The organism is Streptacidiphilus sp. MAP12-16 (genome assembly GCF_041262165.1).
In the GTDB taxonomy this organism is placed as follows: Bacteria; Actinomycetota; Actinomycetes; order Streptomycetales; family Streptomycetaceae; genus Streptacidiphilus.
Map to the genome: position 1 here is coordinate 174,734 of NZ_JBGCBY010000010.1, position 23,415 is coordinate 198,148.

18 protein-coding genes are annotated in these 23,415 nt (G+C 72.5%); 13 read left to right on the forward strand and 5 right to left on the reverse strand.

The window, feature by feature from the left end; genetic code table 11:
* The first annotated feature begins 568 nt into the window (after nucleotides 1–568).
* Nucleotides 569–1,888 (forward strand): glutamine synthetase, encoded by a 1,320-nt coding sequence (locus ABIA33_RS16010; RefSeq protein ID WP_370081909.1) that lies wholly within the window; start codon nucleotides 569–571, stop codon nucleotides 1,886–1,888.
* A gap of 35 nt (nucleotides 1,889–1,923) precedes the next feature.
* Entirely contained in the window at nucleotides 1,924–3,024 is a 1,101-nt protein-coding gene (locus ABIA33_RS16015; protein ID WP_370081911.1) for an amidohydrolase family protein, read from the forward strand.
* Here ABIA33_RS16015 and ABIA33_RS16020 read toward each other — a convergent pair.
* Complete coding sequence (locus ABIA33_RS16020; protein ID WP_370081913.1) at nucleotides 3,003–4,904, reverse strand: SpoIIE family protein phosphatase; 1,902 nt, start codon at nucleotides 4,902–4,904, stop codon at nucleotides 3,003–3,005. The genes ABIA33_RS16015 and ABIA33_RS16020 overlap by 22 nt on opposite strands.
* 49 nt (nucleotides 4,905–4,953) lie before the next feature.
* Nucleotides 4,954–5,652, reverse strand: a complete 699-nt coding sequence (locus ABIA33_RS16025; protein WP_370081915.1) for a class I SAM-dependent methyltransferase — start codon at nucleotides 5,650–5,652, stop codon at nucleotides 4,954–4,956.
* A 290-nt stretch (nucleotides 5,653–5,942) separates the two neighbouring features.
* Between ABIA33_RS16025 and ABIA33_RS16030 the strand changes: the two genes are divergently transcribed.
* From ABIA33_RS16030 to ABIA33_RS16040, 3 genes are all read left to right on the forward strand, one after another.
* A complete protein-coding gene (locus ABIA33_RS16030) occupies nucleotides 5,943–7,385 on the forward strand; it encodes a PQQ-binding-like beta-propeller repeat protein (RefSeq protein WP_370081917.1) in 1,443 nt (480 codons plus the stop codon).
* Between the two features lie 208 nt (nucleotides 7,386–7,593).
* Complete coding sequence (locus ABIA33_RS16035) at nucleotides 7,594–9,138, forward strand: APC family permease (RefSeq protein ID WP_370081919.1); 1,545 nt, start codon at nucleotides 7,594–7,596, stop codon at nucleotides 9,136–9,138.
* Nucleotides 9,135–10,874, forward strand: coding sequence for an AMP-binding protein (locus ABIA33_RS16040; RefSeq protein ID WP_370081921.1), 1,740 nt, complete (start codon nucleotides 9,135–9,137; stop codon nucleotides 10,872–10,874). Before ABIA33_RS16035 ends, ABIA33_RS16040 begins: the two co-directional genes overlap by 4 nt.
* 18 nt (nucleotides 10,875–10,892) lie before the next feature.
* On the opposite strand, the gene ABIA33_RS16045 is transcribed toward ABIA33_RS16040, so the two are convergent.
* The 3 genes from ABIA33_RS16045 to ABIA33_RS16055 all read right to left on the reverse strand — a co-directional run bounded on the left by ABIA33_RS16045 (nucleotide 10,893) and on the right by ABIA33_RS16055 (nucleotide 12,673).
* Nucleotides 10,893–11,222, reverse strand: a complete 330-nt coding sequence (locus tag ABIA33_RS16045) for a TfoX/Sxy family protein (protein WP_370081923.1) — start codon at nucleotides 11,220–11,222, stop codon at nucleotides 10,893–10,895.
* Between the two features lie 8 nt (nucleotides 11,223–11,230).
* The gene (locus tag ABIA33_RS16050; protein WP_370081925.1) at nucleotides 11,231–11,653 is read right to left on the reverse strand and encodes an SRPBCC domain-containing protein; all 423 of its coding nucleotides are present in this window, start codon (nucleotides 11,651–11,653) and stop codon (nucleotides 11,231–11,233) included.
* A gap of 111 nt (nucleotides 11,654–11,764) precedes the next feature.
* Nucleotides 11,765–12,673: an alkaline phosphatase family protein gene (locus ABIA33_RS16055; RefSeq protein ID WP_370081927.1), complete on the reverse strand. Its 909-nt coding sequence runs from the start codon at nucleotides 12,671–12,673 to the stop codon at nucleotides 11,765–11,767.
* A 263-nt stretch (nucleotides 12,674–12,936) separates the two neighbouring features.
* Here ABIA33_RS16055 and tdh point away from each other — a divergent pair, with 263 nt between their 5' ends.
* From tdh to icmF, 8 genes are all read left to right on the forward strand, one after another.
* Nucleotides 12,937–13,965: an L-threonine 3-dehydrogenase gene (gene tdh / locus ABIA33_RS16060; RefSeq protein ID WP_370081929.1), complete on the forward strand. Its 1,029-nt coding sequence runs from the start codon at nucleotides 12,937–12,939 to the stop codon at nucleotides 13,963–13,965.
* Nucleotides 13,966–14,069: 104 nt separating this feature from the next.
* Nucleotides 14,070–15,278, forward strand: a complete 1,209-nt coding sequence (locus tag ABIA33_RS16065) for a glycine C-acetyltransferase (RefSeq protein ID WP_370081931.1) — start codon at nucleotides 14,070–14,072, stop codon at nucleotides 15,276–15,278.
* Nucleotides 15,279–15,282: 4 nt separating this feature from the next.
* Nucleotides 15,283–16,206, forward strand: a complete 924-nt coding sequence (locus tag ABIA33_RS16070) for a LysR family transcriptional regulator (RefSeq protein WP_370081933.1) — start codon at nucleotides 15,283–15,285, stop codon at nucleotides 16,204–16,206.
* A 67-nt stretch (nucleotides 16,207–16,273) separates the two neighbouring features.
* A complete protein-coding gene (locus tag ABIA33_RS16075; protein ID WP_370081935.1) occupies nucleotides 16,274–16,771 on the forward strand; it encodes a MarR family winged helix-turn-helix transcriptional regulator in 498 nt (165 codons plus the stop codon).
* On the forward strand, nucleotides 16,768–17,958 hold the full coding sequence (locus ABIA33_RS16080) for a cation:proton antiporter (RefSeq protein ID WP_370081937.1): 1,191 nt from the start codon (nucleotides 16,768–16,770) through the stop codon (nucleotides 17,956–17,958). Before ABIA33_RS16075 ends, ABIA33_RS16080 begins: the two co-directional genes overlap by 4 nt.
* A 44-nt stretch (nucleotides 17,959–18,002) precedes the next feature.
* Nucleotides 18,003–19,475, forward strand: a complete 1,473-nt coding sequence (locus ABIA33_RS16085; RefSeq protein ID WP_370081939.1) for an NAD(P)/FAD-dependent oxidoreductase — start codon at nucleotides 18,003–18,005, stop codon at nucleotides 19,473–19,475.
* Nucleotides 19,476–19,505: 30 nt separating this feature from the next.
* Nucleotides 19,506–19,886 carry an MmcQ/YjbR family DNA-binding protein gene (locus ABIA33_RS16090; RefSeq protein WP_370081941.1) on the forward strand — a complete coding sequence of 127 codons (381 nt, stop codon included), beginning with the start codon at nucleotides 19,506–19,508 and terminating at the stop codon, nucleotides 19,884–19,886.
* Nucleotides 19,887–20,038: 152 nt separating this feature from the next.
* The gene (gene icmF / locus ABIA33_RS16095) at nucleotides 20,039–23,290 is read left to right on the forward strand and encodes a fused isobutyryl-CoA mutase/GTPase IcmF (protein ID WP_370081943.1); all 3,252 of its coding nucleotides are present in this window, start codon (nucleotides 20,039–20,041) and stop codon (nucleotides 23,288–23,290) included.
* Nucleotides 23,291–23,415 lie beyond the last annotated feature (125 nt).

Sequence of the window (23,415 nt, forward strand, 5' to 3'; positions counted from 1 at the left end):
TCAACCATGAGAAGTCCGAACGTGATCCAACCAAGGGGAGGGCGGCAGCGGCCGGCGCACGTCGATCGCCGCGATCAAGGCACTGACCTGGCACTTAAACCCCGGTGGATCAGGTTTTACCGAGCCCTGCCACGGGTAGCCACACCTGCCTCGCGCGACCGAACGGATTTCCCTGCATTTCATCGGCGCATTGTTTCCGACTTCCCTCGGACTTTGCCTCGAAGTTCCTACGCGCGTAGTACTTGGATTTCCACGGCAATTCTCGGCCGCCGCCCCTCCACAGCAGCATCACAATTCCTCGGTGATTTCCCCGGCGAATCAGATCGCCGCGAAGTCCGGTCGCCGCTGGCGGGAGCCCCGGAGTATTCGATCACCACCTCGCGGGCCGCGTCGCATGTACACGACATTAAATCCCCAGCGCCACTGATTCCCGACGCGGCCGACGCCCGGCCCGCCCACCGCTACTTCGCATACATCTCCGCGTCATCTGCCCCTCCGCCGCCGTCCACTCGAACACCACCCGGGTGGGGACTTACGCCCCGGAGCGGCGGCGGGCACCATGGCGGGCATGGATGAACAGCAGGCCGCACAGGGCCGTCTGACAGCGGCTCGGCTCAGTGCCGAGGAAGTCGTCGGGGTGGCCCTGAGCTGGGTGGACAACGCCGGAATCGCCCGGGTCAAGGGGGTCCCCGTGCGGCGGCTGGCGGAGGCGGCCCAGCACGGTGTCGGCATGTCCCCGGTCTTCGACGTCTTTCTGGTCGACGACTCGGTCACCACCAGCCGCTGGCTCGGCGGCCCGGGCGGCGACCTGCGGCTGTTCCCCGACCTGGACCGGGCCGTGCCGCTCGCGGCCCAACCCGGCTGGGCCTGGGCCCCCGCCGACCGCTACCGGCAGGACGGCACGCCGCATCCCGCCTGCCAGCGCCGGTTCGCCCGCCGGATGGTCGACCGGGCCGAGGCCCGGGGGCTGAGCTTCCAAGCCGCGTACGAGGTCGAGTGGGTGGTCCAGCGTCCGGACGGCAGCGATCCCACCGACGGCCCCGCCTACGGCCTGCACCGGCTCACCGACCTCTCCGACTACCTGCGCGACGTACTCCAGGCCCTGGAGGCCGAGCATCTGGATGTGCTGCAGATCCACCCGGAGTACGCCACAGGGCAGTTCGAGGTCTCCGTCGCGGCTGAGGACCCGGTGGGGGCCGCCGACAGCACCGTGCTCGTCCGCGAGACCGTCCGAGGCGTCTCCGCCCGGCACGACCTCCGCGCGTCGTTCGCTCCCTCCGTGCAGCCGGGCAGCGTCGGCAACGGCGCTCATCTGCACCTCAGCGCCTGGCGCGACGGGGTCAACCTGATGGCGGCCGGCGGCGGCCGCCATGGTCTCGGCAAGGAGGGCGAGGCGTTCCTCGGCGGCATCCTGGCCGAACTCCCCGCCCTGCTCGCGCTCGGCGCACCGAGCGTCGCCAGCTATCTGCGGCTGGTCCCCTCCCAGTGGGCCGGCGCCTACCAGTGCTGGGGTCTGGAGAACCGCGAGGCCGGGCTGCGGCTGATCGCGGGGCGCTCGGCCAACGCCGAGATCAAGTGCTTCGACGGTGCGGCCAACCCGTATCTCGCGATCGGCGGCGTCATCGCGGCCGGGCTCGCCGGGATCGACGCCGGGGCGGCCCTGCCCGAGGAGGTCCTCGGCGACCCCGCCCACCTGGCAGACCCGCCGCCGCGGCTCCCGCAGTCGCTCGGCGAGAGCCTGGCCGCCTTCGAGGCGTCGGACGTCCTCCGCGAGGCGCTCGGGGACATCCTGCACGAGGCGATCCGCGCCGTCCGGCAGGCCGAGATCGACCTCTTCGCCGGACGCACCCCCGAGGACGTCACCGCCGCCACGCGCTGGCGCTACTAGGAGGGTGCTTCCTCATCCACCCGCCGGAGGCGGACATGCGGCTCGTTGACCACCACTGCCACAGCGTCGTCCGGACCGACCTCTCCGATGCCGCGTTCGCCTCGCTGCTCACCGAGTCCGACCGCGGCCCCGCCCCCGGTACCAGCCCCTGGGACAGCGCCCTCGGTCTCGCCGTCCGCCGCTGGTGCGCCCCGGCGCTGGACCTCGACCCGTACCCGGACCCCACCGAGTACCTGGCCCGTCGACGCGAGCTGGGCGCCGCGGAGAGCACCCGCCGCCTGCTCCGGGCAGCCGACCTGGACACCTGCTTCCTCGACACCGGACTGGAGGCAGCTGCGGGCGCTCCGCTGCTCTCCCTCCCCGACTTCGCCGACGCGTCCGGCAGCGGCGTCCGCGAGATCGTCCGCCTGGAGTACGTCGCCGAACGCGTCTCGCCCGGCAGCACCGCGACCCACTGGGCCGCCGACGTCCTCACCGCGCTCACCGAGTCCGTCGCCGGAGCCGTCGCGGTCAAGTCCGTCCTTGCCTATCGCCACGGCCTGGACATCGACGCCGCGCGCCCCACCGCTGCCGAGGTGACCCGGGCGGCGGGAGAGCATCTCGCGCGACTCGACTCGGGAGTGAACCGTCTGGCCCACCCGGTGCTGCTGCGCCACCTGTTGTGGGCCGCCGTGGACCTCGGCCTGCCGATCCAGCTGCACACCGGCTTCGGCGACCCGGACCTGACCCTGCATCGGGCCGACCCCTCACTGCTCACCGACTTCGTCCGAGCCGCCGAACCGCACCGCGTGCCGCTGGTGCTCCTGCACTGCTACCCCTACCACCGCCAGGCGGCCTGGCTCGCCCAGTCCTTCCCGCACGTCTACTGCGACGTGGGCCTCACCCTCTCCTACGTCGGCCCGGCCGCCCGCCGGATCCTCGCCGAGACCCTGGAACTGGCCCCGTTCGGCAAGCTCCTGTTCTCCACCGACGCCTACGGCCTGCCCGAACTCCACCTCGTCGGCGCCGCCGCGTTCCGGGACGCCGTCACCGCCTGGACCCTCGACGCGGGATGCCCGCCCGCCGACGCCGCCAGAGTCGCCGCACTCGTCGGCGCGGACAACTCCCGCCGCCTCTACGGCCTGCCGTCCGGCTGAGGAACGAGGCGCTTCTCGCGGTACCGCTCGGGGATCTGCTGTTCGAACCAGACCACCTTGCCCGTGCTCAGTCTGGTCGCCCCCCAGCGCCAGGCGAGCCGGTCGACCAGGAACAGGCCCCGGCCGCCCTCGTCGCCGGGCTGCGCCTGCCGCATCCTGGGCACCTTCTGCGAGTCGTCGCCCACCTCACAGCGGAGCACGTCCGTCCGGAGCAGCCGGAGGGTGATCGGCCGGGTGGCGTAGCGGACGGCGTTGGTCACCACCTCACTGACCATCAGCTCGGTCGATTCGAGCATCGACTCCAGGCCCCAACGGTGCAGCGACCTGGCGGTCAGCCGACGGGCCCGACCCGCGGTCTGCGGGCGCGGGTCGAGGAACCAGTACGCGACGTCGTGCGAAGGTATGCCGTCGAACCGGGCGGCCAGCAGCGCGATGTCGTCGTCCCGGGTACCCGGGCCAAGGATGTCGAGCACCTCGTCACAGAGCTCCTCCAGCGGAGGCGCGGCGAGCACGTGGGCGGCGGCGTGCAGGCGGGCGCGCAGCAGTTCCACGCCCGTCCAGACGTCCCGGTCGCGGGACTCGACCAGGCCGTCGGTGTAGAGCAGCAGGGTCGCACCGGCGGGCGCGGCCATCTCCACCGCCTCGAAGGCGACGCCGCCGACGCCGATGGGCGCGCCCGGGGGCACCCACAGCACCTCGGCGCGGCCGTCCGGGTGCAGCAGCACCGGCGGCGGGTGGCCGGCGTTGGCCACCAGCAGCCGGCGCGACACCGGGTCGTAGATCGCATAGAGGCAGGTCGCCATGTGCTCACTGCCGAGGCGCTGGGCCTGCTCGTCGAGGTGGTGCAGCACCTCGTCCGGGGGCAGGTCGAGCCCGGCGAGGGTCTGCACGGTGGTGCGCAGCTGACCCATGATCGCGGCGGAGGTCATCGAGTGGCCCATGACGTCGCCGACGACCAGCGCGACGCGGTTGCCGGGCAGCGGGATCGCGTCGTACCAGTCGCCGCCGACCCGGGCGGTCTCCGACGCGGGCAGGTACCGGCTGGCGAGCCGGACGCCGGTGGGCTCGGGCAGCGAGGACGGGAGCATCGCGCGCTGCAGCGCGTCGGCGACCGAAGCCTCGCGTCCGTACAGCACCGCCTTGTCGATTCCGAGCGCGGTATGCGTGGCGAGTTGGGACGCGACGAGCAGGTCGTCACCGATGAAGGCGGGGCGGTCGGGGTGGCGCAGCAGCACGACGGTGCCCATGACCCGGTGCCGGCCGCGCAGCGGGGCGACGATCAGCCGCCGGCCGTCGGGCAGACTCCCGGCACCGCTCAGCACCGGCTCCAGCAACTCGGCCACCGCGGACCCGATCCCCTGGGTGTCGCCGAACACCGGTCGCCCGGCGAGCAGGAGTTCGGCGAGCCGACCCGGGACGGTCAGTCGCTCGGTGTCGGCCGCGTCCGGACGTGGCTTGAGCGGCGGTTCGGGCAGGTGCAGCCGCAGTGTGACGGGTGGGGCCGACTTCTCGTCCCCGACCGACAGGGGGTCGCAGAGGTAGACCAGGATGGTGTCGGCGAAGGCGGGGACGGCGGCGAGACGCAACTCCCGCAGCGTCTCGTCCAGGTCCATGCCACGGGCGATCCGACGCGTCGCCGTGTCCAGGTAGCGCAGCCGGTCGGTCTGCGGCTCGATGTCGCCCGCCGCTCCGCCGCGGCCGTGTTCCGCGGGACGCTCGGCATCCGGGAGGGCCGGGGCCGGCTGGGCGGAGGCGGCAGGGGCCGGTGCGGGCGGCGAGGACGGTGACGGAGGCGCGACGTGGGCGGCGCGCAGCTCCACGACGGCGGCGGGCTGACTGCCGGCGCCCTCGTGGGGGGCGCGGGACTCCGTCACGCGCATCGTTCCGTCCCGTGGGTGCCGCGGACCGCGGCCGGCCTGGGCGCCATTCTCAGCCGCGTCGCCTGCAGCGGAGGAAGATCTGCTCCTCCGGCGGCACGTCCGCGATGGCCGGGGCGTAGCTGTAGGAGGTCTCCTCGAGGATCTCGAAGTCCGCCCCCTCGACGACCCGGCGCAGGTCGTCCCGGAGGTAGCCGGACACCCGGACGGTGTTTCCGAGGAACGGGATCGCGAAGTCGTCCACGTCGGCCTCCACCATCGAGAGGACGAACAGGCCTCCGGGAAGCAGCAGCTGATGGATGCTCCGCAGCGCGAGGGGGATCTCGGCCCGCTGGAGCATCAGCAGCGAGAAGAAGGCCGTGACGGCGTCGAAGCGACCCAGGTCCGGGGTGCCGCCGGGGCGCGCGTCGGCGATGTCCAGCCGGTGGAACACGCCGCCGGGGACGTTCTTGCGGGCGAGCTCCACCATCCCGCCGGACAGGTCGACGCCGACGATGTCGAGCCCGCCGTCCGCCAGTTGGCGTGCGGTCGGCAGCCCGGTGCCGCAGCCCAGGTCGAGCACCCGGGCCCCGCCCGGCAGTGAACCGATCAGCCATTCACCTGCGGAGAGCTGGCCCTCCTTGTGCGGGAACGCCTCGTCGTAGCGGTCGCCGATGGCGTCGAACGCCTCGGCCTGACCCGTGCGGTCCGGCCGGGCGTTCTCCTGATCTGCCCCACTGTTCCCGCTGCCCACGCTGTTCCCGCTGCCCACGAACGCGTCCCCTTGACTATGCCATGCCAGAATGTTTCGACACCTTATCTGATGCGGACGGTACCGGCAGCCGCGTGAACTTGCGGTCGTATGAGATGAGTTGGACCAGACGGGACGATACCCGCCCCGCCCTGCCGCGCGACGAACCGCGCCGGTGATACCCGTCACACGGCCATGCGGCATCCGCGTGGCTCCCACGCGGTTTCGGCGTGGTCCCGGCGCGTTCCGCCGCGCCCGCGCAGACTGGACGCCTGAGCAGCGGAGCACGGCGGACGGAAGGGGACGACCAGATGCGTTCGCAGGCCATGCTCCGCGCCGGTGCCGCCGCATTGCTGGCGTTGCTGCTCGGCGCGGGCGCATGCAGCGCGAGCCCCTCCGAGCGCGGGACGGTGGAAAGCGTGCCGGGGCCGCTGGCGCTGACTCCCGGCGTGCGTCATCCGGCCGCGCTCCTGCCGGGCGACTGGCCCACCTACCACCATGACGCGGCGCGCTCCGGTTTCGTCCCCGGAGTACCACCGGAGCGGGCGCAGGGGCAGGGCCTGACCAGGGCATGGACCGCGCAGCTGGACGGCGCGGTCTACGGACAGCCGCTGGTGGTGCGGGGCATCGTCGTCGCCGCGACGGAGAACGACAGCCTGTACGGGCTGGATCCGGGTGACGGACGCGTGCTGTGGCACCGTCAACTCGGCTCGCCCATGCGCCTCTCCGCGCTCCCCTGCGGCAACATCGACCCGCTCGGCGTCACCGGGACACCCGTGTTCGAACCGCAGACGGGTCTGGTCTTCGCTGTCGCGGAGCTGGCGGGTGGACGGCATCTGCTGGTCGGCGTGGACCCGTCGAGCGGCGAGGTGCTGGTGCGGCGGGAGGTGGAGCCGCCGCGCGGCGACGCCCTGGTGCACCAGCAGCGCGGGGCGCTGGCAGTCGCGGACGGGAGGGTGCTGATCGCCTACGGCGGCCTCTACGGCGACTGCGGGAACTACGTCGGCAGTGTGCTGTCGGTGCCTGCGACCGGAGCCGGGCCGGTGCTCTCGTACTCCGTGCCCACCAGCCGCGAGGGCGGGATCTGGGCCACCGGCGGCCCGGTCGTGGACGGCTCGCGCATCCTGGTGTCGGTGGGCAACGGCGCGGCCACGGGCGGCACCGGCGGGGGCTCCAGCGGCTCCGCCGGCGCGTATGACGGCTCCGACTCGGTGCTCGCGCTCTCGCTCGGGCTGCTGCGCACGGACTACTTCGCCCCGGCCGGCTGGGCCCAGGACAACGCCGCCGACCTCGACCTGGGATCGATGACCCCGGCGCTGCTGGGCCGGTTCGTCCTGATCGTCGGGAAGCGCGGCACCGGCTACGTCCTGGACGGTTCACGGCTCGGCGGGATCGGCGGGCAGCTGTCGCAGGCCCGGGTGTGCGAGGCGTACGGCACGGCCGCGGTGTCCGGCGCGTCCGCGTACGTCCCCTGCGCGGACTCCCTGGCGCGGGTCGACGTGGACCCGGGCGGCGGCCTGCACCCCGGTTGGCAGGTACAGCTGGGCGCCTCCGGGTCACCCGTCGTCGGCGGCGGCGCGGTCTGGGTGGTCGACTACGGGGCGGGCGAGCTGCTGGCGTTGGATCCGGCGAGCGGGCGCCTGCTGCAACGCGCAGCGACCGGTCCGGTACCGCACTTCGCCTCGCCGGTGCTCACGGGCGACCGGGTGCTGCTGGGAACCAGCAGCGGGGTCACCGCCTTCACCGGCGCGTGACCCGACTGTTCGGACCTGGCCCGGCGTCATGTCCGGCCCGGGGCCCGTACTTCCGGGGCCAAAGAAGCCGACGGGCACCGGCGCACGCCCTCTTACGCCGGGCGCGCGCGGCGTGGACACTCGTACCGCGCTCATCGCCTCGCGCGGCCCGCGACCGACCGGATCCGGCCCCGGGCCGAGGCGGCAGGAACCGGCGGAAGGACCCGACATGTCCGACTCCACCCTCACCACTCCCACCGAGCTCCCACAGGAGCGCGGCCTGCGGCCCACCCTCAACGTCTGGCAGGCCGTCGGCCTGTCCATGGCGCTGATGGCGCCCAGCATGGCGGTCAACATCAACCCGCAGGCGGCGGCGCCCAGCGTCGGCCGTGCCGTGCCGCTGGCCTTCCTGATCGCCGCCGTCGGCGTGCTGCTGGTGGCGTACGTCTTCGTCCGGCTGTGCCAGTACTACCACCACGCCGGATCGGTCTACGCCTTTGTCGGCGCGACCCTGGGTCCGCGCAGCGGCGTCGTCGCTGGGTGGGGCCTGGTCGGCACGTACCTCTTCTACGGCGTCACCACCTCCTCCGTGGTGGGCATCTTCGGCATGTCCTTCCTCCAGCGCGTCGGCGCGTGGCCGCATCCGCCCACCGACGCGCCGTTCATCCTCACCGGCGCCGTGCTGGTGCTCGCCTGCTGGCTCACCATCGCCTCGGTACGGCGCGGCACCAACGTCCTGCTCACCGTGGAGGGCGCGACGGTGGCGCTGATCCTCACCGTCAGCGCCGTGGTGCTGGTTCGGCTGCTGGTCGGCAACGCGCCGGCCGGACACCGCTTCACCATGTCCGTCTTCTCCGTACCACCCGGCACCGCGCCCTCCGCGCTGTTCCTGGGCATCGTCTTCGGCTTCCTCTCGTTCGCCGGCTTCGAGGCCGCGTCCACACTGGGCGAGGAGTCGCTCAATCCGCGCCGCGACATCCCCAGGGCGATCCTCGGCACCACTCTCTTCGGCGGGGTGTTCTTCGTGGTGGTGACCGCCGTGGAGATGATGGGCTTCGGCGCCGACAAGGCCGGGGTGGGCGCCTTCGGCAACTCGTCCTCACTCATCGGCGACCTCGGTTCGAGCTATCTCAGCTCCTGGGTCGGCAACCTGGTCACCCTTGGGGCCACGGTCAGCGCCTTCGGCTGCTGCCTGGCCTGCACCGTCGGCGCCGCCCGGCTGCTGTTCGCGATGAGCAGGGACGGTTTCGGCGAACGCGGACTCGGCCGGGTCTCCCGGCTCGGCACCCCGGCCCGCGCGGCCGGTGTCGTCAGCACGGCCATGGCAGTGATCGTCGGGCTGTGCGTCGTCGCCTTCTCGGCGGTGCCCGAGGACACCTTCGTCTGGGGCGGCACCATCGGCACGCTGATCCTGCTGGTCGCCTACGGGCTCACCACCATCGGCGCGATCCGATTGATCTTCGTGCAGCGCCGGATGCCGGTGCCGATGTGGCAGATCGTCATCCCGCTCGCCGCGCTGGCCCTGCTCGGCTACACCCTCTATCGCAACGTCGTTCCCTACCCGGCGTCAGGACCCGGTCACTGGTTCCCCATCGTGTCCGGCGGCTGGCTGCTCGCCGCCGTCGTCGCGGTCGTCGCCGCCCCTGGCACCGCACGCCGGCTCGGCAGCCGACTCACCGCCGCCGAGGGCCTCCACGAGAACGAGCCGGGCCTCAACGGGAACGAGACCGGCCTCAACGAGACGGGCTCGCAGGAGAAGGGAAGTATCGCGTGACGCTGCTGCCGCCCGGTATGCCGAAGGGCCTGGACTACCCCGCGTGCTCCGCCGGGGACATCCTCGCCGGCACCGCCCGCCGCCACCCCGACCGGGTCGCCCTCCGGGACGGGGACGAGGCGCTCACCTTCGCCGAGCTGTACGAGCGGGCGCTGCGCTGCGCCCAGGGCCTGCGCGAGCGCGGCGTCCGGCCCGGTGACGTGGTGGCCCTGCTCCAGCCCAACTCGCTCTGGTTCACCCCCACCTACTACGCCGTGCTGCTCGCCGGGGCGGTCGTCACACCCCTCAACCCCTCGCTCCCTCCGGCCGCGCTGCGGGACCAGCTCAGCGAGTCGAACGCGGTGGCCGCGATCACCCACCCCTCCGTGCTCGACCAGCTCGCCGCGTCGGGCGCGGACCTGGGTTTCGTCGTCGAGGTCCCGGCCACGCGAGCCGCACCGGCACCCGGCTCAGCACCCGGCTCAGCACCGACCACGGCTCCGTCGTGGGGCCCCACCCTGCCGCTGGCGGACCTGCTCGCCGCGCCCCCGGCACCCGGAGAGCGGGTCGCCCCGGACACGCTCGCACACCTCTCGTTCACCGGCGGCACCACCGGACGCTCCAGGGCCGTGCGGATTCGGCACCGCCACGTCGTCGCCAACACCCTGCAGATGGGCTGCTGGCGCGGGGCGGCCCTGCCGCGCCTGGACGACCGGGGCGGGATGTACCTCGAGCAGGTTCCCGAGGCCGTGGGTCCGACCACGGTCCGCCTCGCGGAGGGCGTGCTGCTGTCGGTCGCGCCCATGTTCCACGCGATGGGTCTGATCACCCAGAGCCTGTGCACCGCAGGCGCGGTGACCGTGGTCGTCGCCGGCCGGTTCGAGCCCGCGCGCTACCTGACGGACCTCCAGCACCGGCGGGTGACCACACTGGCCGGCTCCCCCGCGCTGTTCCACGCGCTGCTCGCCGCCCCCGGCATCCAGCAGGCCGAGCTCGCCTCGGTGCGCCTGATCAGCTCGGGCGCCGCGCCCATCGACCCCACCACACTGGCGCGGCTCGGCGAGCTGTTCCCGAACGCGGCCGTCACCGAGGGCTACGGCCTGACCGAGGCCACCATGGGGCTGACCGCGCACCCACCGGAGCAGGATGCCCCAGCCCCGATCGGCAGCGTGGGAGTGCCGGTGTTCGACACCGAGGTGGAGATCCGGGACCTCGTCGACGGCAAGGCACTGCCGCTGGGCGAGGTCGGCGAGGTCTGGGCGCGCGGGCCGCAGATCGCCGACGGCTACCACGGCCACCCGGAACTGACGGAGCAGCAGTTCCAGGACGGCTGGCTGCGCACCGGCGACCTGGGCCGGACCGACGAGGACGGCTGGCTGTTCCTGGTCGGCCGGGCGAAGGACATGCTCATCTACAAGGGCTACAACGTCTACCCGGTCCCGCTGGAGGACCGGCTGCACCAGCATCCGGCGGTCGCCCTCGCCGCGGTGATCGGCGTACCGCACCCGGAGCACGGCGAGATCCCCGTCGCCTACGTCGTACCGCGCGCGGGGACCGCACCCTCCGCGGAGCTCGGCCGAGAGCTGATGTCCTTCGTCGCCGAGGTGGTCGCGCCCTACCAGCGGATCCGCGAGGTGCACTTCGCCACCTCCCTCCTCCTCTCCGCCGCCGGCAAGATCCTCAAGACCGAGCTGCGCCGCATGCACGACACCCTCCTAGGAGGGTCGTCCGGCGCCGGCGTTGGGCCGCGCGGGTGAGCGCCTGCGGCTGGGCGGCTACTTGGGCGGCAGGGTCTCCGCGAAGGCGCAGCCGGCGGCGATCCAGGAGGCGAACACGGTGTCCTCGGCGAGGACGGAGGAGTTGACCAGGATCCAGCCGCGCATGGGGCGGCCACTCATGTCGAAGGGGCGTACGCCGGGCTTGGCCAGGGCCGCCGCGGTGCCGTCCGGGTCGATCCGGACGATGAGCTCGTCCCCGTGCACTCCGACGGCCATGTTCCCGTTGAGGAGGAAGGCCAGGCCGCCGAACATGCGCTTCTCGGTAATGCCCGGTTCGGGGGCGAGGCGCTCGCGGACCCGCTGGGCCAGAGCTTCGTCGACGGCCATGCCGCGCCTCAGACCGTGAACAGCGGCTGCGGCACACCGGTCTCGGCGAAGTCCTTGAGCCGGGTCAGCAACTGTCCCCAGGTGTAGGCGGCCGGCGGCAGACCGGGGTCGTCGGACTGCCAGCCGCGGTGCCGGAACAGGACGCGGGTACTGCCCGCCTCCAGGGCGTCGGACAGTTCCCAGGTGATCGTCGTCGCGGCCCAGTGCGGCGGGAAGTCCCCGACGGAGGTCCACGCGACCCGGTTCTCGCTGCTCTCGTCCCGCCGGAGCTGGAACGGCTCCGGCACGCCGGGGAAGTCGAAGAGCAGGATCTCGTCCTTGCGGCCCACCCCGGTCGTCCACCAGCCCATCAGGCCGTCGTGGGTGTCCAGGGCCCGGTGGATCGTTGCTCGATCGGCGGCGATGTCGACCTGGAGGGCGATCTCGGACATGGTGCTGCTCCTCGTGCTCCGGAGGTTCTGGGGCGACCCTTCCTCTCCAGGATTCCCGCGATCGGCGGCGAGTGCGCGGCGAGTGCGGGGCGACGCCGCCGACCGGCCGGGTCAGCGCGGGCCGGAACCGGTGCCCGTGCCGACCAGGGCCGGTTCCGCGACCGGGGTGAACGGTCGGCCGTCCAGGGTCCAGTGCGGGTCGGGGGCGATCTCCAGGGCGGCGTAGACATGGGCCGCGACGTCGACATGACGCACCGTCATGACCGCTGTGCCGGCCTGGATCCCGGGCCCGGATGCGGCGACCCAGGCGGTCCGCTCCAGTTCGCTGCGGCCGCCGTGGCCGCCCTCGTCGCGGTGGCCGTGGTCGGTGACCACGATGACGGTCCACTCCTCGTCGGCGAAGCCGGGTCGGTTGCGCACGGCCTCCAGCAGGCGGCCCAGGCGCCGGTCCGCGGCGACCACGGCGCGACGGTACTCCTCACCGCAGCCGGTGAAGTGGGCCGTCTCGTCGACCGCCCCGAGGTAGACGAAGGACGCCTGCGGGTTGTCGTCCCCACCCAGCACGTACGCCGCCTCGGCGGTCACCCGCTCGTCGCAGACCTCCCAGGCCTCGGGGGTGTCCTCCAGTGGGGCGACATAGGAGAGGCGGCCGGGCGCGGCGAACAGCGGGCCGCCCTGGCGGGCCAGGAACAGCGGCTCCCAGCCCCCGGCGGCGAAGGTCCGCCTGCGGTGCTCGGCCGCGAGCCTGGTGGTGAAGTCGGGGAAGACGTCGAGGCGGTTCCCGCCGAAGTGGTTGCCGAAGACCCCGTGCTTGGCCACGCCCACGCCGGTGACGATCGTCGCCCAGCAGGGCCCCGACATGGTGGGGGTGGCGTCGTCGACCTCGACCGGGGCAAGGAAGCCGGCGGCGGCGACGGAGTCCAGGTGCGGGGTGTCGAGGGTCGGCAGCAGGTCGAGGCGTACCCCGTCGATGCCGACGACCAGGACGCGGCGGGGACCGGCAGGCCAGATGCTGGACACGGAGGTACCGTTCTCTCGGGGTGGATCGACTGGTCGGCACCCTACCCAGCCAGGGGCGGAGCAGGGAACGGTTCGCCCCGCCGATCGCGTCACCCCGGTCGTGATCGTGAAGCTGTCGTGATCTTGAAGCCGTGATCTTGAAGCTGTGCTGGCGGCGCACTTAAGAAAGCCTCGATGGACCTGGGGCTGCTGGGACCGCCAGGGTGAGGAATGCTCACCGCGGTCGCGGTGCCGCGCTCGTGTCATGTCCTGGAGGCACCGCCGTGAAGGCTCTTGTGAAGGCGAAGGCAGAACCCGGCCTGTGGCTGATGGACGTGCCGGAGCCCGAGGTCGGGCCCGGCGAGGTGCTGATCAAGGTGCTGCGCACCGGGATCTGCGGCACCGACCTGCATATCCGCTCCTATGACGGCTGGGCGCAGCAGGCCGTGCGCACCCCGCTGGTGCTGGGCCACGAGTTCGTCGGCGAGGTCGTCGAGGTGGCGCCGGGCGTCGCGGACGTCGCGCCGGGTGACCTGGTCAGCGGCGAGGGCCACCTGGTCTGCGGCAAGTGCCGCAACTGCCTGGCCGGGCGGCGGCACCTGTGCCGCAGCACCGTGGGCCTGGGCATCGGCCGGGACGGCGCGTTCGCCGAGTACGTGACGCTCCCGGCATCCAACGTGTGGGTGCACCGGGTGCCGGTCGACCTGGACGTGGCCGCGATCTTCGACCCCTTCGGCAATGCCGTGCACACCGCGCTGTCCTTCCCCGTGGTCGGCGAGGACGTGCTGATCACCGGCGCCGGACCGATCGGCATCATGGCGGCTGCGGTCGCCCGCCACGCCGGCGCCCGCAAGGTGATGATCACCGACGTCAGCCCGTACCGCCTGGAACTGGCGGAGAAGGTGGGCGTGAGCCTCGCCCTGGACGTGCGCTCGTCCACCATCGAGGAGGGCCAGCAGCGGCTGGGGCTGCGCGAGGGCTTCGATGTCGGGCTGGAGATGTCAGGGCGTCCGGAGGCCCTGCGCGAGATGATCGCCAACATGACGCACGGCGGTCGCATCGCGATGCTGGGCCTGCCGGCCGAGGAGTTCCCGGTCGACTTCGCCCGGGTGGTGACCTCGATGATCACGCTCAAGGGCATCTACGGCCGGGAGATGTTCGAGACCTGGTACGCCATGTCCGTGCTGCTCGAGGGCGGCCTCGACCTCAGCCCGGTGATCACCGGGCGCTACCCGTACCAGGACTTCGACGCGGCGTTCGACGAGGCCGCCGGCGGACGCTGCGGCAAGGTCATCCTCGACTGGACCGCCTGAGCCGCCTGAGCATTCCGTACCGCCCGCCCCACCCGCACCGCCTTCGTGACCGCACCGCCTTCGTGACCGCTGCGCCTTCGTGACCGCACATGGGAGACCACCCGATGCTCGACTCAGTCCGCGCGGACCTGCGCGCCACCCTCGACGAGATCCGCGCCGCGGGCCTGCACAAGCCGGAGCGGGTGATCGGCACCCCGCAGAGCGCCACGGTCGCCGTCACGGCGGGCGGCCGTCCTGGTGAGGTGCTGAACTTCTGCGCCAACAACTACCTGGGCCTCGCCGACAACGCCGAGGTGGTCGCCGCCGCCAAGGACGCGCTGGACCGCTGGGGCTACGGCATGGCCTCGGTCCGCTTCATCTGCGGCACCCAGGAGGTCCACAAGGAGCTGGAGGCGCGGCTGTCCGCCTTCCTCGGCATGGAGGACACCATCCTCTACAGCTCCTGCTTCGACGCCAACGGCGGCGTCTTCGAGACGCTGCTGGACGAGCGCGACGCGGTGATCTCCGACGCGCTGAACCACGCCAGCATCATCGACGGCATCCGGCTCTCCAAGGCCCGCCGGTTCCGCTACGCCAACCGCGACATGGCCGACCTGGAGCAGCAGCTCAAGGAGGCCGGGGACGCCCGCAGGAAGCTCGTGGTCACCGACGGCGTGTTCTCCATGGACGGCTACGTCGCCCCGCTGGAGCAGATCTGCGACCTGGCGGAGCGCTACGGCGCGATGGTCATGGTGGACGACTCGCACGCGGTGGGCTTCGTCGGCCCGGGCGGCCGCGGCACGCCCGAGCTGCACGGCGTGATGGACCGGGTGGACATCCTCACCGGGACGCTGGGCAAGGCCCTCGGCGGGGCGTCGGGCGGCTACGTCGCCGCCCGCGCCGAGATCGTGGAGCTGCTGCGCCAGCGCTCGCGCCCGTACCTGTTCTCCAACTCCCTGGCCCCGGTGATCGCCGCCGCCTCGCTGAAGGTCCTCGACCTGCTGGAGGACGACACCTCGGGCAAGGGCGCGGAGCGACGCGAGCGCCTCTACGCGAACACGGCGCTGTTCCGGACGAGGATGACCGAGGAGGGCTTCGAGATCCTGCCCGGCGACCACCCGATCGCCCCCGTCATGATCGGCGACGCCGAGCAGGCGGGTCGGATCGCCGAGCTGCTGCTCGACCACGGCGTCTACGCCGTCGGCTTCTCCTACCCGGTCGTGCCGCACGGCAAGGCCCGGATCCGGGTGCAGCTGTCGGCCGGCCACTCGGCCGAGGACGTGGAGCGCGCCGTCGCCGCATTCGTCGCCGCGAGGGCCGCCCTGGCAGGATGACCGGGTGATCGATGCCCGGCGACTGCGCACGCTGCGGGCCGTGGCGGACCACCGGACGGTGACCGCCGCGGCCGCCGCGCTGTATCTGACGCCCTCCGCCGTGTCCCAGCAGCTGGCCGCGCTGGAGAACGAGGTGGGCCAGCAACTGCTGGTACGCGACGGGCGCGGGGTCCGGCTGACGGCGGCGGGCGAGATCCTGGTGAACCACAGCAATGTGGTCATGGCCCAGCTGGAGCGGGCCGAGGCCGAGCTCGCCGCGTACGGCGCCGGCGAGTCGGGCGACGTGACCGTGGTCTCCTTCGCGACCGGGATCGCCACCGTGGTCGCCCCCGCGATGGCGGACCTGGCGCGGACCGCACCGGGTATCCGGATGCGGGTCCGGGACGCCGAGGGCGACGCGAGCCTGATGATGGTGCTCGACGGGCACGCGGACCTGGCGGTCGCCGTCGAGTACCGGGGCGCGCCGCGCGAGGACGACCAGCGGCTGGCCCGGGTCCCCCTCTACGCCGAGCCGTTCGACGCCGTGCTGCCTCGGGGCCACCGGCTGGCCGGGGGTGAGCGGGTGGCTGTCGCCGACCTCGCCGACGAGCCCTGGATCGGTCCCTACCCGGGCAACCCCTGCCATGACGTGGTCGTGCTGGCGTGCGAGTTCGCCGGGTTCCAGCCGAGGCTGGCGCACTCCTCCGACGACTTCAGGGCGGTCGCCGCGCTGGCCGGGGCCGGGGCGGGCGTGGCCCTGGTGCCCCGTTCGGCGCTGCGCGGGGTGGACCTGCCGGACGTGGTGATCCTGCCGGTGGCCGGGGACCCGGCGACGCGCCGGGTGTTCGCCGCGGTCCGGCGGGGAGCGGAGCAGCACCCGCTGATCCGCCCGGTCCTGGCCGCGCTGCGCGCCGCTGCGGACCGGGCCAGGCCTGCGGCCGAGGGCTGACCAGGCGTCAGTCCGTACCGGACGGACTCGTCCTGCAACGATTCAACAGCGCTGTTACATTAGCGCCATGAGTCCTCCCGATTCCGGCGCCACTCCCGGTCCCGGGCTGCTCGGGACCCGGCTGCAGCACCTGCTCGACCTTCTGGACGCCGATGTCGCGGCCGGCTACACCGACCTGGGCCTGGACGGGTTCCGGCCGCGCTTCACCCCCCTGGTCCGGATCCTCGCCGCGACTGGCCCCGGGCCCATCCGTGACCTGGCCGAAGCGGTCGGCGTGACCCACTCCGCCGCGAGCCAGACGGTGGCCCAGATGGCCAAGCAGGGCCTGGTCACGCTCACCCCCGGCAGCGACGCCCGGCAGCGGATAGTCCGGCTGACGCCCCTGGCCGAGTCGCTGCTGCCGAAGCTGGAGACGGAGTGGGCGGCCACGACCGCCGCGGCCGCCACGTTCGAGGCCGAGCTGTCCTACCCGCTGAGTCGACTTCTCGATGAAGCTCTCGAAGCCCTCCGCCGCCGCCCACTTCGGCAGCGCATCGCCGACTCGCAGGGAGGTGGGTGCTCATGAGCTTCGCGACCCTGGCCGTGATCTCGCTGGCGGCGCTGCTCGGGCCGCTCCTGGCGCTACCGCGGCGCTGGCACCTGCCGCTGCTGCTGGGGGAGCTGGTCGCCGGGGTGCTGCTCGGCCCGACCGCCATCGGCTTCCTGCACGCGGGCAACCAGACCTTCACCTTCCTCGCCGACATCGGGTTCGCGCTGATCATGTTCGTCGCCGGCGCCCACGTCCCGGTGCGCGACGCGAGCCTGCGCGCGGGACTGCGGACCGGGGCGCTGCGCGCGGTCGCCGTGGGCGCGCTGGCGGTCCTGCCCGCACTGGCGGTCGCCAGGGCCTTCGGCACCGGCCACACCGCCCTGTACGCGGTGCTGATGGCGTCCTCCTCGGCCGCGCTGGTGCTGCCGATCGTCGACTCGCTGTCCCTCGGCGGTCCGCAGGTACTGCAACTGCTGCCCCAGGTCGCGGTCGCGGACACCGCGTGCATCGTCGCCCTGCCGCTGGTGATCGACCCCGGCCATGCCGCCCGCGCGGCGCTCGGCGCGCTCGCGGTCATCGGCTGTGCGGCCGTGCTCTTCCTGGTCCTGCGCCGGGTGGAGCGGGCCGGCCTCCGGCGCCGGATGCACCGCCTGTCCGAGCGGCGCGGGTTCGCCCTGGAGCTGCGGATCAGCCTGACGATCGTGTTCGCCCTGGCCGCGCTCGCCGTACGCACGCACGTGTCCATCATGCTGGCCGGGTTCTCCTTCGGTCTCGTGGTCGCGGGCATCGGCGAGCCACGACGGCTGGCGAAGCAGTTGTTCGCGCTGACCGAGGGGTTTTTCGGCCCGCTGTTCTTCCTGTGGCTGGGCGCATCGCTGGACCTGCGCGAACTGGGCCGCCACCCCTCCTACCTCCTGGTCGGGCTGCTGCTCGGGCTGGGCGCTCTCGCCGTGCACGCCGCCATGCGCGCCACCGGCCAGCCCGTCTCCCTCGGCGCGCTGGGCGCCGCGCAGCTGGGCGTGCCGGTGGCCGCGGCAACCCTCGGGTCGCAGCTGCACCTGCTCAAAGCGGGTGAGCCCGCCGCGCTGATGCTCGGAGCGCTCATCACCATCGCGGCAGCCACCGCTGCGGGCGGCCTCGCGGTGCGCAGCGGTCTGACGACTCCTCCGGTTCCACCGCAGCACCCCGACAGGCACCACCCCGATAGGCATCCGCCGGGCTGACATCCGTGGCAGAGTCCAAGCAGTCGACGAGAGGACAGGGAACAGTGACGAAGCCAGCCCAGGACCCTTCGGCAGCCGAGACGAGTGCCGGGGCCCGCAGCTACGACGTGGTCGTCGTCGGCGCCGGGCCGGTCGGGGAGAACGTCGCCGACCGGGTCCGCGCCGCCGGGCTGACGGTCGCCGTGGTCGAGAACGAGCTGGTCGGCGGTGAGTGTTCGTACTGGGCCTGCATGCCCAGCAAGGCGCTGCTGCGGCCTGCCATCGCCCTGGCCGACGCACGTCGCCTGGCCGGCGCCCGCCAGGCGGTGACCGGCTCCCTCGACGTGGCCGCCGTGCTCGCCCGGCGCGACGCCTTCGCCTCGCACTGGCACGACGACGGCCAGGTCGGCTGGCTCAAGGGCATCGGCGCCGACCTGGTGCGCGGCCATGGACGGCTGGACGGCCCCCGCCGCGTCCGTGTCGAGCAACCCGAGGGCGGCAGCGTCCTGCTGACGGCACGTCATGCGGTGGTCGTCTCCACCGGCAGCCGGGCCATGCTTCCTCACATACCCGGCATCGACCGGGCCCGCCCATGGATCAGCCGCGACGCCACCTCCGCCTCCGCCGCGCCGCCCCGCCTGGCCGTCGTCGGTGGCGGCGTGGTCGGCGTGGAGATGGCCACCGCCTGGCAGGCACTCGGCTCGGAGGTCACCCTGCTGGTGCGCGGACCGCGTCTGCTGCCGAACCTTGAGCCCTTCGCGGGAGAACTGGTCGCCGCCGGACTCGCCGAGGCGGGCGTGGACGTGCGCACCGACACGCCGGTCACCGCACTCGACCGTCCCGATCCCGCCGGGCCGGTCACTCTCCAACTGCAGGGCGGCGCAACCCTGGAGGCCGACGAGGTGCTCTTCGCCACCGGCCGGGTGCCGCACACCGACGACCTCGGCCTGGACACCGTAGGGCTGCGCCCCGGCTCCTGGCTGGAGGTCGACGACAGCCTGCGCGTCACCGCCCTCGGCGACGGCTGGCTGTACGCCGTGGGCGATGTCAACCACCGCGCCCTGCTCACCCATCAGGGCAAGTACCAGGCCCGGATCGCCGGGGCGGCCATCGGCGCCCGCGCCGCCGGACGGCCGGTGGACAGCGCACCCTGGGGTGCCCACAGCGCCACCGCCGACAACGCCACCGTGCCGCAGGTGGTCTTCACCGACCCGGAGGTGGCCGCCGTCGGCCTCACCGCCGCCCAGGCCGAAGGCGCCGGACTGCGCACCCGCGTGGTGGACTACGACCTCGGCAGCGTCGCCGGTGCCGGACTCTATGCCGACGGCTACCGGGGCCATGCCCGGATCGTCGTCGACCTCGACCGGGGCCACCTCGTCGGCGCCACCCTCGTCGGGGCCGCGGTGAGCGAGCTGCTGCACTCCGCCACCATCGCCATCGCCGCGCAGGTCCCGATCGAGCGCCTCTGGCACGCCGTGCCCTCCTACCCCACCATCAGCGAGATCTGGCTCCGCCTTCTGGAGGAGTACCGGGGCTGACCGGCACGGACGGCACGGCAGACTGGCCCCATGACGCCCCAACAACTCGCAACCGCCTGCCTGGCGCTCAACGGAAGCCTCGAGACCTTCCCCTTCAACCCGGAGACCTCGGTGTTCAAGGTAGGCGGCAAGATCTTCGCGATCAGCGCGCTGGACGCCCGGCCGCTGACCGTGAGCCTGAAGTGCGAACCCGAGCTCGCGCTGCGGCTGCGCGCCGCGCACCCGGCGATCACCGGCGGCTGGCACCTCAACAAGCGCCACTGGAACACGGTCCTGCTGGACGGCTCGCTGCCCGACGCCCTCGTGCGCGAGATGATCGAGGACTCCTACGACCTGGTCGCCGCCAAGCTGCCCCGCGCCCAGCAGCTGCTGCTGGACTGGCCCGGCGACCGGCGACCCGGAACGCCCTGACCGGACCCGTACCTGACGAGTCCGGGCCGGACCGGACCTGACCCGACCGTACCGGCGTCGTGTACTCTGGCGTCGTCCATTTACTAGGACGTCCAACTAAATCACTGTGGACGGCACCACCCCCGCCGCCCGCACTCCAGGAGGACACCACCATGTCCGCTGCCATCGCCGCCGCTCCGCTCTACCGCGCGCAGAACCCGATCCGCTTCGTCACCGCGTCGAGCCTCTTCGACGGGCACGACGCTTCGATCAACATCATGCGCCGGATCCTCCAGGCCCAGGGCGCGGAGGTGGTGCACCTCGGCCACAACCGCTCGGTGAGCGAGGTCGTGGACGCCGCGGTCGAGGAGGACGTCCAGGGTGTGGCCGTCAGCTCCTACCAGGGCGGCCACGTCGAGTACTTCGAGTACCTGGTGCAACTGCTGGCCGAGCGCGGTGCCGGACATGTGAAGGTCTACGGCGGCGGCGGGGGCGTGATCGTGCCCGAGGAGCGGCAGCGGCTCGCCCGGGCCGGGGTGCGGATCTTCTCTCCGCAGGACGGGCAGCGGCTGGGACTCACCGGCATGATCAACACTCTGGTGCGGGAGTGCGACGTCCCGCTGTGGGAGGACGCCCCCGCCGAGGTCGCGGACGTCCTCGCCGGACGTCGGCCCGCCCTGGCCCGGCTCATCAGCGGGCTGGAGGCCGCCGCCGTGCCGGCCCGGGACCTGGAACTGCTGCGCCAGGCCGCGGCCGCGCGCTCGGTTCCCGTACTCGGCATCACCGGCACCGGCGGCTCCGGCAAGTCGTCCGTCACCGACGAGCTGGTGCGGCGGCTGCGCAGCGACCAGCAGGACAAGTTCCGGGTCGCCGTGCTGGCTGTCGACCCCACCCGGCGGCGCGGCGGCGGCGCCCTGCTCGGCGACCGGATCCGGATGAACTGCCTGGACGGCGACCGGGTGTTCTTCCGCTCCCTGGCCACCCGGGGCGGGCACGAACTGCCCGAGGGGCTCGCCGATGCCATCGCCGCCTGCAAGGCCGCCGGCTACGACCTGGTGATCGTGGAGACCCCCGGCATCGGGCAGGGCGACGCCGCCATCGTCCCCTTCGTGGACGTCTCGCTGTATGTGATGACCCCGGAGTTCGGCGCCGCCTCCCAGCTCGAGAAGATCGACATGCTCGACTTCGCGGACGTGGTGGCCGTGAACAAGTTCGAGCGGCGCGGCGCCGAGGACGCCATGCGCGACGTCAGCCGCCAACTGGTGCGCAACCGGGAGGCGTTCGGCTCCCGCCCGGAGGAGATGCCGGTCTTCGGGACCAGCGCCGCGACCTTCAACGACGACGGCGTCACCGCCCTCTACCAGCACCTGCGCGGACTGCTCGCCGAGCGCGGACTGCCGGCCGACGCCGGGCTGCTCGCTCCCGTGTCCGTACGCCGGTCCAGCGGCGCCGCCCAGATCGTGCCGCCGGCCCGGGTCCGCTACCTCGCCGAGATCGCCGGCACGGTCCGCGACTACCACGCCGAGACGGCGACGCTCGCAGAACAGGCCCGCCGGGCCCAGCGCCTGGCCGCGGTCAGGGACGAGCTGCTTGCCCGCGGAGCCGGAACCGCCGACATCGACACGCTGCTGGACGACGCGGAGACCCGCCTCGCGCCCGAAGCCCGCCGGAGCCTGCGGGAGTGGCCGGCCACCGCGCGGTCCTACTCCGGTGACGAACTCGTCGTCACCGTGCGGGACCGCGAACTGCGCACCCCGCTGGTGCGCGAGTCTCTGTCGGGCACCCGGGTCCCCCGGGTGGCCCTGCCGCGCTTCACCGACCACGGCGACCTGCTGCGGTTCCTGCGCTCGGAGAACCTTCCCGGCCGGTTCCCGTTCACCGCGGGCGTCTTCCCGTTCAAGCGCGACGGCGAGGACCCCGCCCGGATGTTCGCCGGCGAGGGCGACCCGCAGCGCACCAACCGCCGGTTCCACTACCTGTCCAAGGACAGCGAGGCCACCCGGCTCTCCACCGCCTTCGACTCGGTGACGCTCTACGGCCGTGACCCGGACCCGCGCCCCGACATCTACGGCAAGGTCGGCACCTCGGGTGTGTCGGTCTCCACGCTGGACGACATGAAGGCGCTCTTCGACGGCTTCGACCTGGTCTCGCCGACCACCTCCGTGTCGATGACGATCAACGGTCCCGCACCGACCATTCTGGCCTTCTTCCTCAACACGGTGATCGACCAGCGGCTCGACGCCCACGCGGCCGAGCACGGCCGGGCGGCCACACCGGAGGAGGCCCGGCAGATCCGGGCGACGGCGCTGGCCACCGTCCGGGGCACGGTCCAGGCCGACATCCTGAAGGAGGACCAGGGCCAGAACACCTGCCTGTTCTCCACCGAGTTCAGCCTGCGGATGATGGCCGACATCCAGGAGTGGTTCATCGAGAACCAGGTCCGCAACTTCTACTCGGTCTCCATCTCCGGCTACCACATCGCCGAGGCCGGGGCGAACCCGATCAGCCAGCTGGCCTTCACCCTCGCCAACGGCTTCACCTACGTCGAGTCCTACCTCGCCCGCGGGATGGACGTCGACGACTTCGCGCCGAACCTGTCCTTCTTCTTCTCCAACGGAATGGACCCCGAGTACTCCGTCCTCGGCCGGGTCGCCCGCCGGATCTGGGCGGTGGCGATGCGGGAGCGCTACGGCGCCGACGAGCGCAGCCAGAAGCTGAAGTACCACGTGCAGACCTCCGGGCGCTCGCTGCACGCCCAGGAGATGGACTTCAACGACATCCGCACCACCCTGCAGGCCATGATCGCGATCTACGACAACTGCAACAGCCTGCACACCAACGCCTACGACGAGGCGGTCACCACCCCCACCGAGGACTCCGTCCGCCGCGCCCTGGCCATCCAGCTGATCATCAACCGCGAGTGGGGCCTCGCGATGAACGAGAACCCGCTGCAGGGCTCGTTCGTCATCGACGAGCTCACCGACCTGGTCGAGGAGGCGGTGCTGCGCGAGTTCGAGCGGATCAGCGAGCGCGGCGGCGTGCTCGGCGCGATGGAGACCGGCTACCAGCGCGGCCGTATCCAGGACGAGTCCATGCTGTACGAGCAGCGCAAGCACGACGGCACCCTGCCCATCATCGGCGTCAACACCTTCCTGAAGCCGAACGCCGACGGTGACCAGGAGCAGGCGGTCGTCGAACTGGCCCGCGCCACCGAGCAGGAGAAGCAGTCCCAGCTGCGGAACGTCCAGGACTTCCAGGCTCGCCACCGCGACGAGGCGCACGCGGCACTGGACGCGCTCAAGGACGCCGCGACCGGCGGGCGCAACGTCTTCGCCGTGCTGATGGAGGCCGCCAGGGTCTGCTCCCTGCAGCAGGTCACCGAGGCGTTCTTCGAGGTCGGCGGCGAGTACCGGCGCAACGTCTGACACAGCAGGCCGCCGGCACAGCAACCTCGGGCGCAGCAAATCCCTGACACAGCACCAGAGACCAGTCACTGCACGCCTATTGACCCTGTCATGTCCTCCTCCTAGCGTTCACTTTTGGTCGCTTC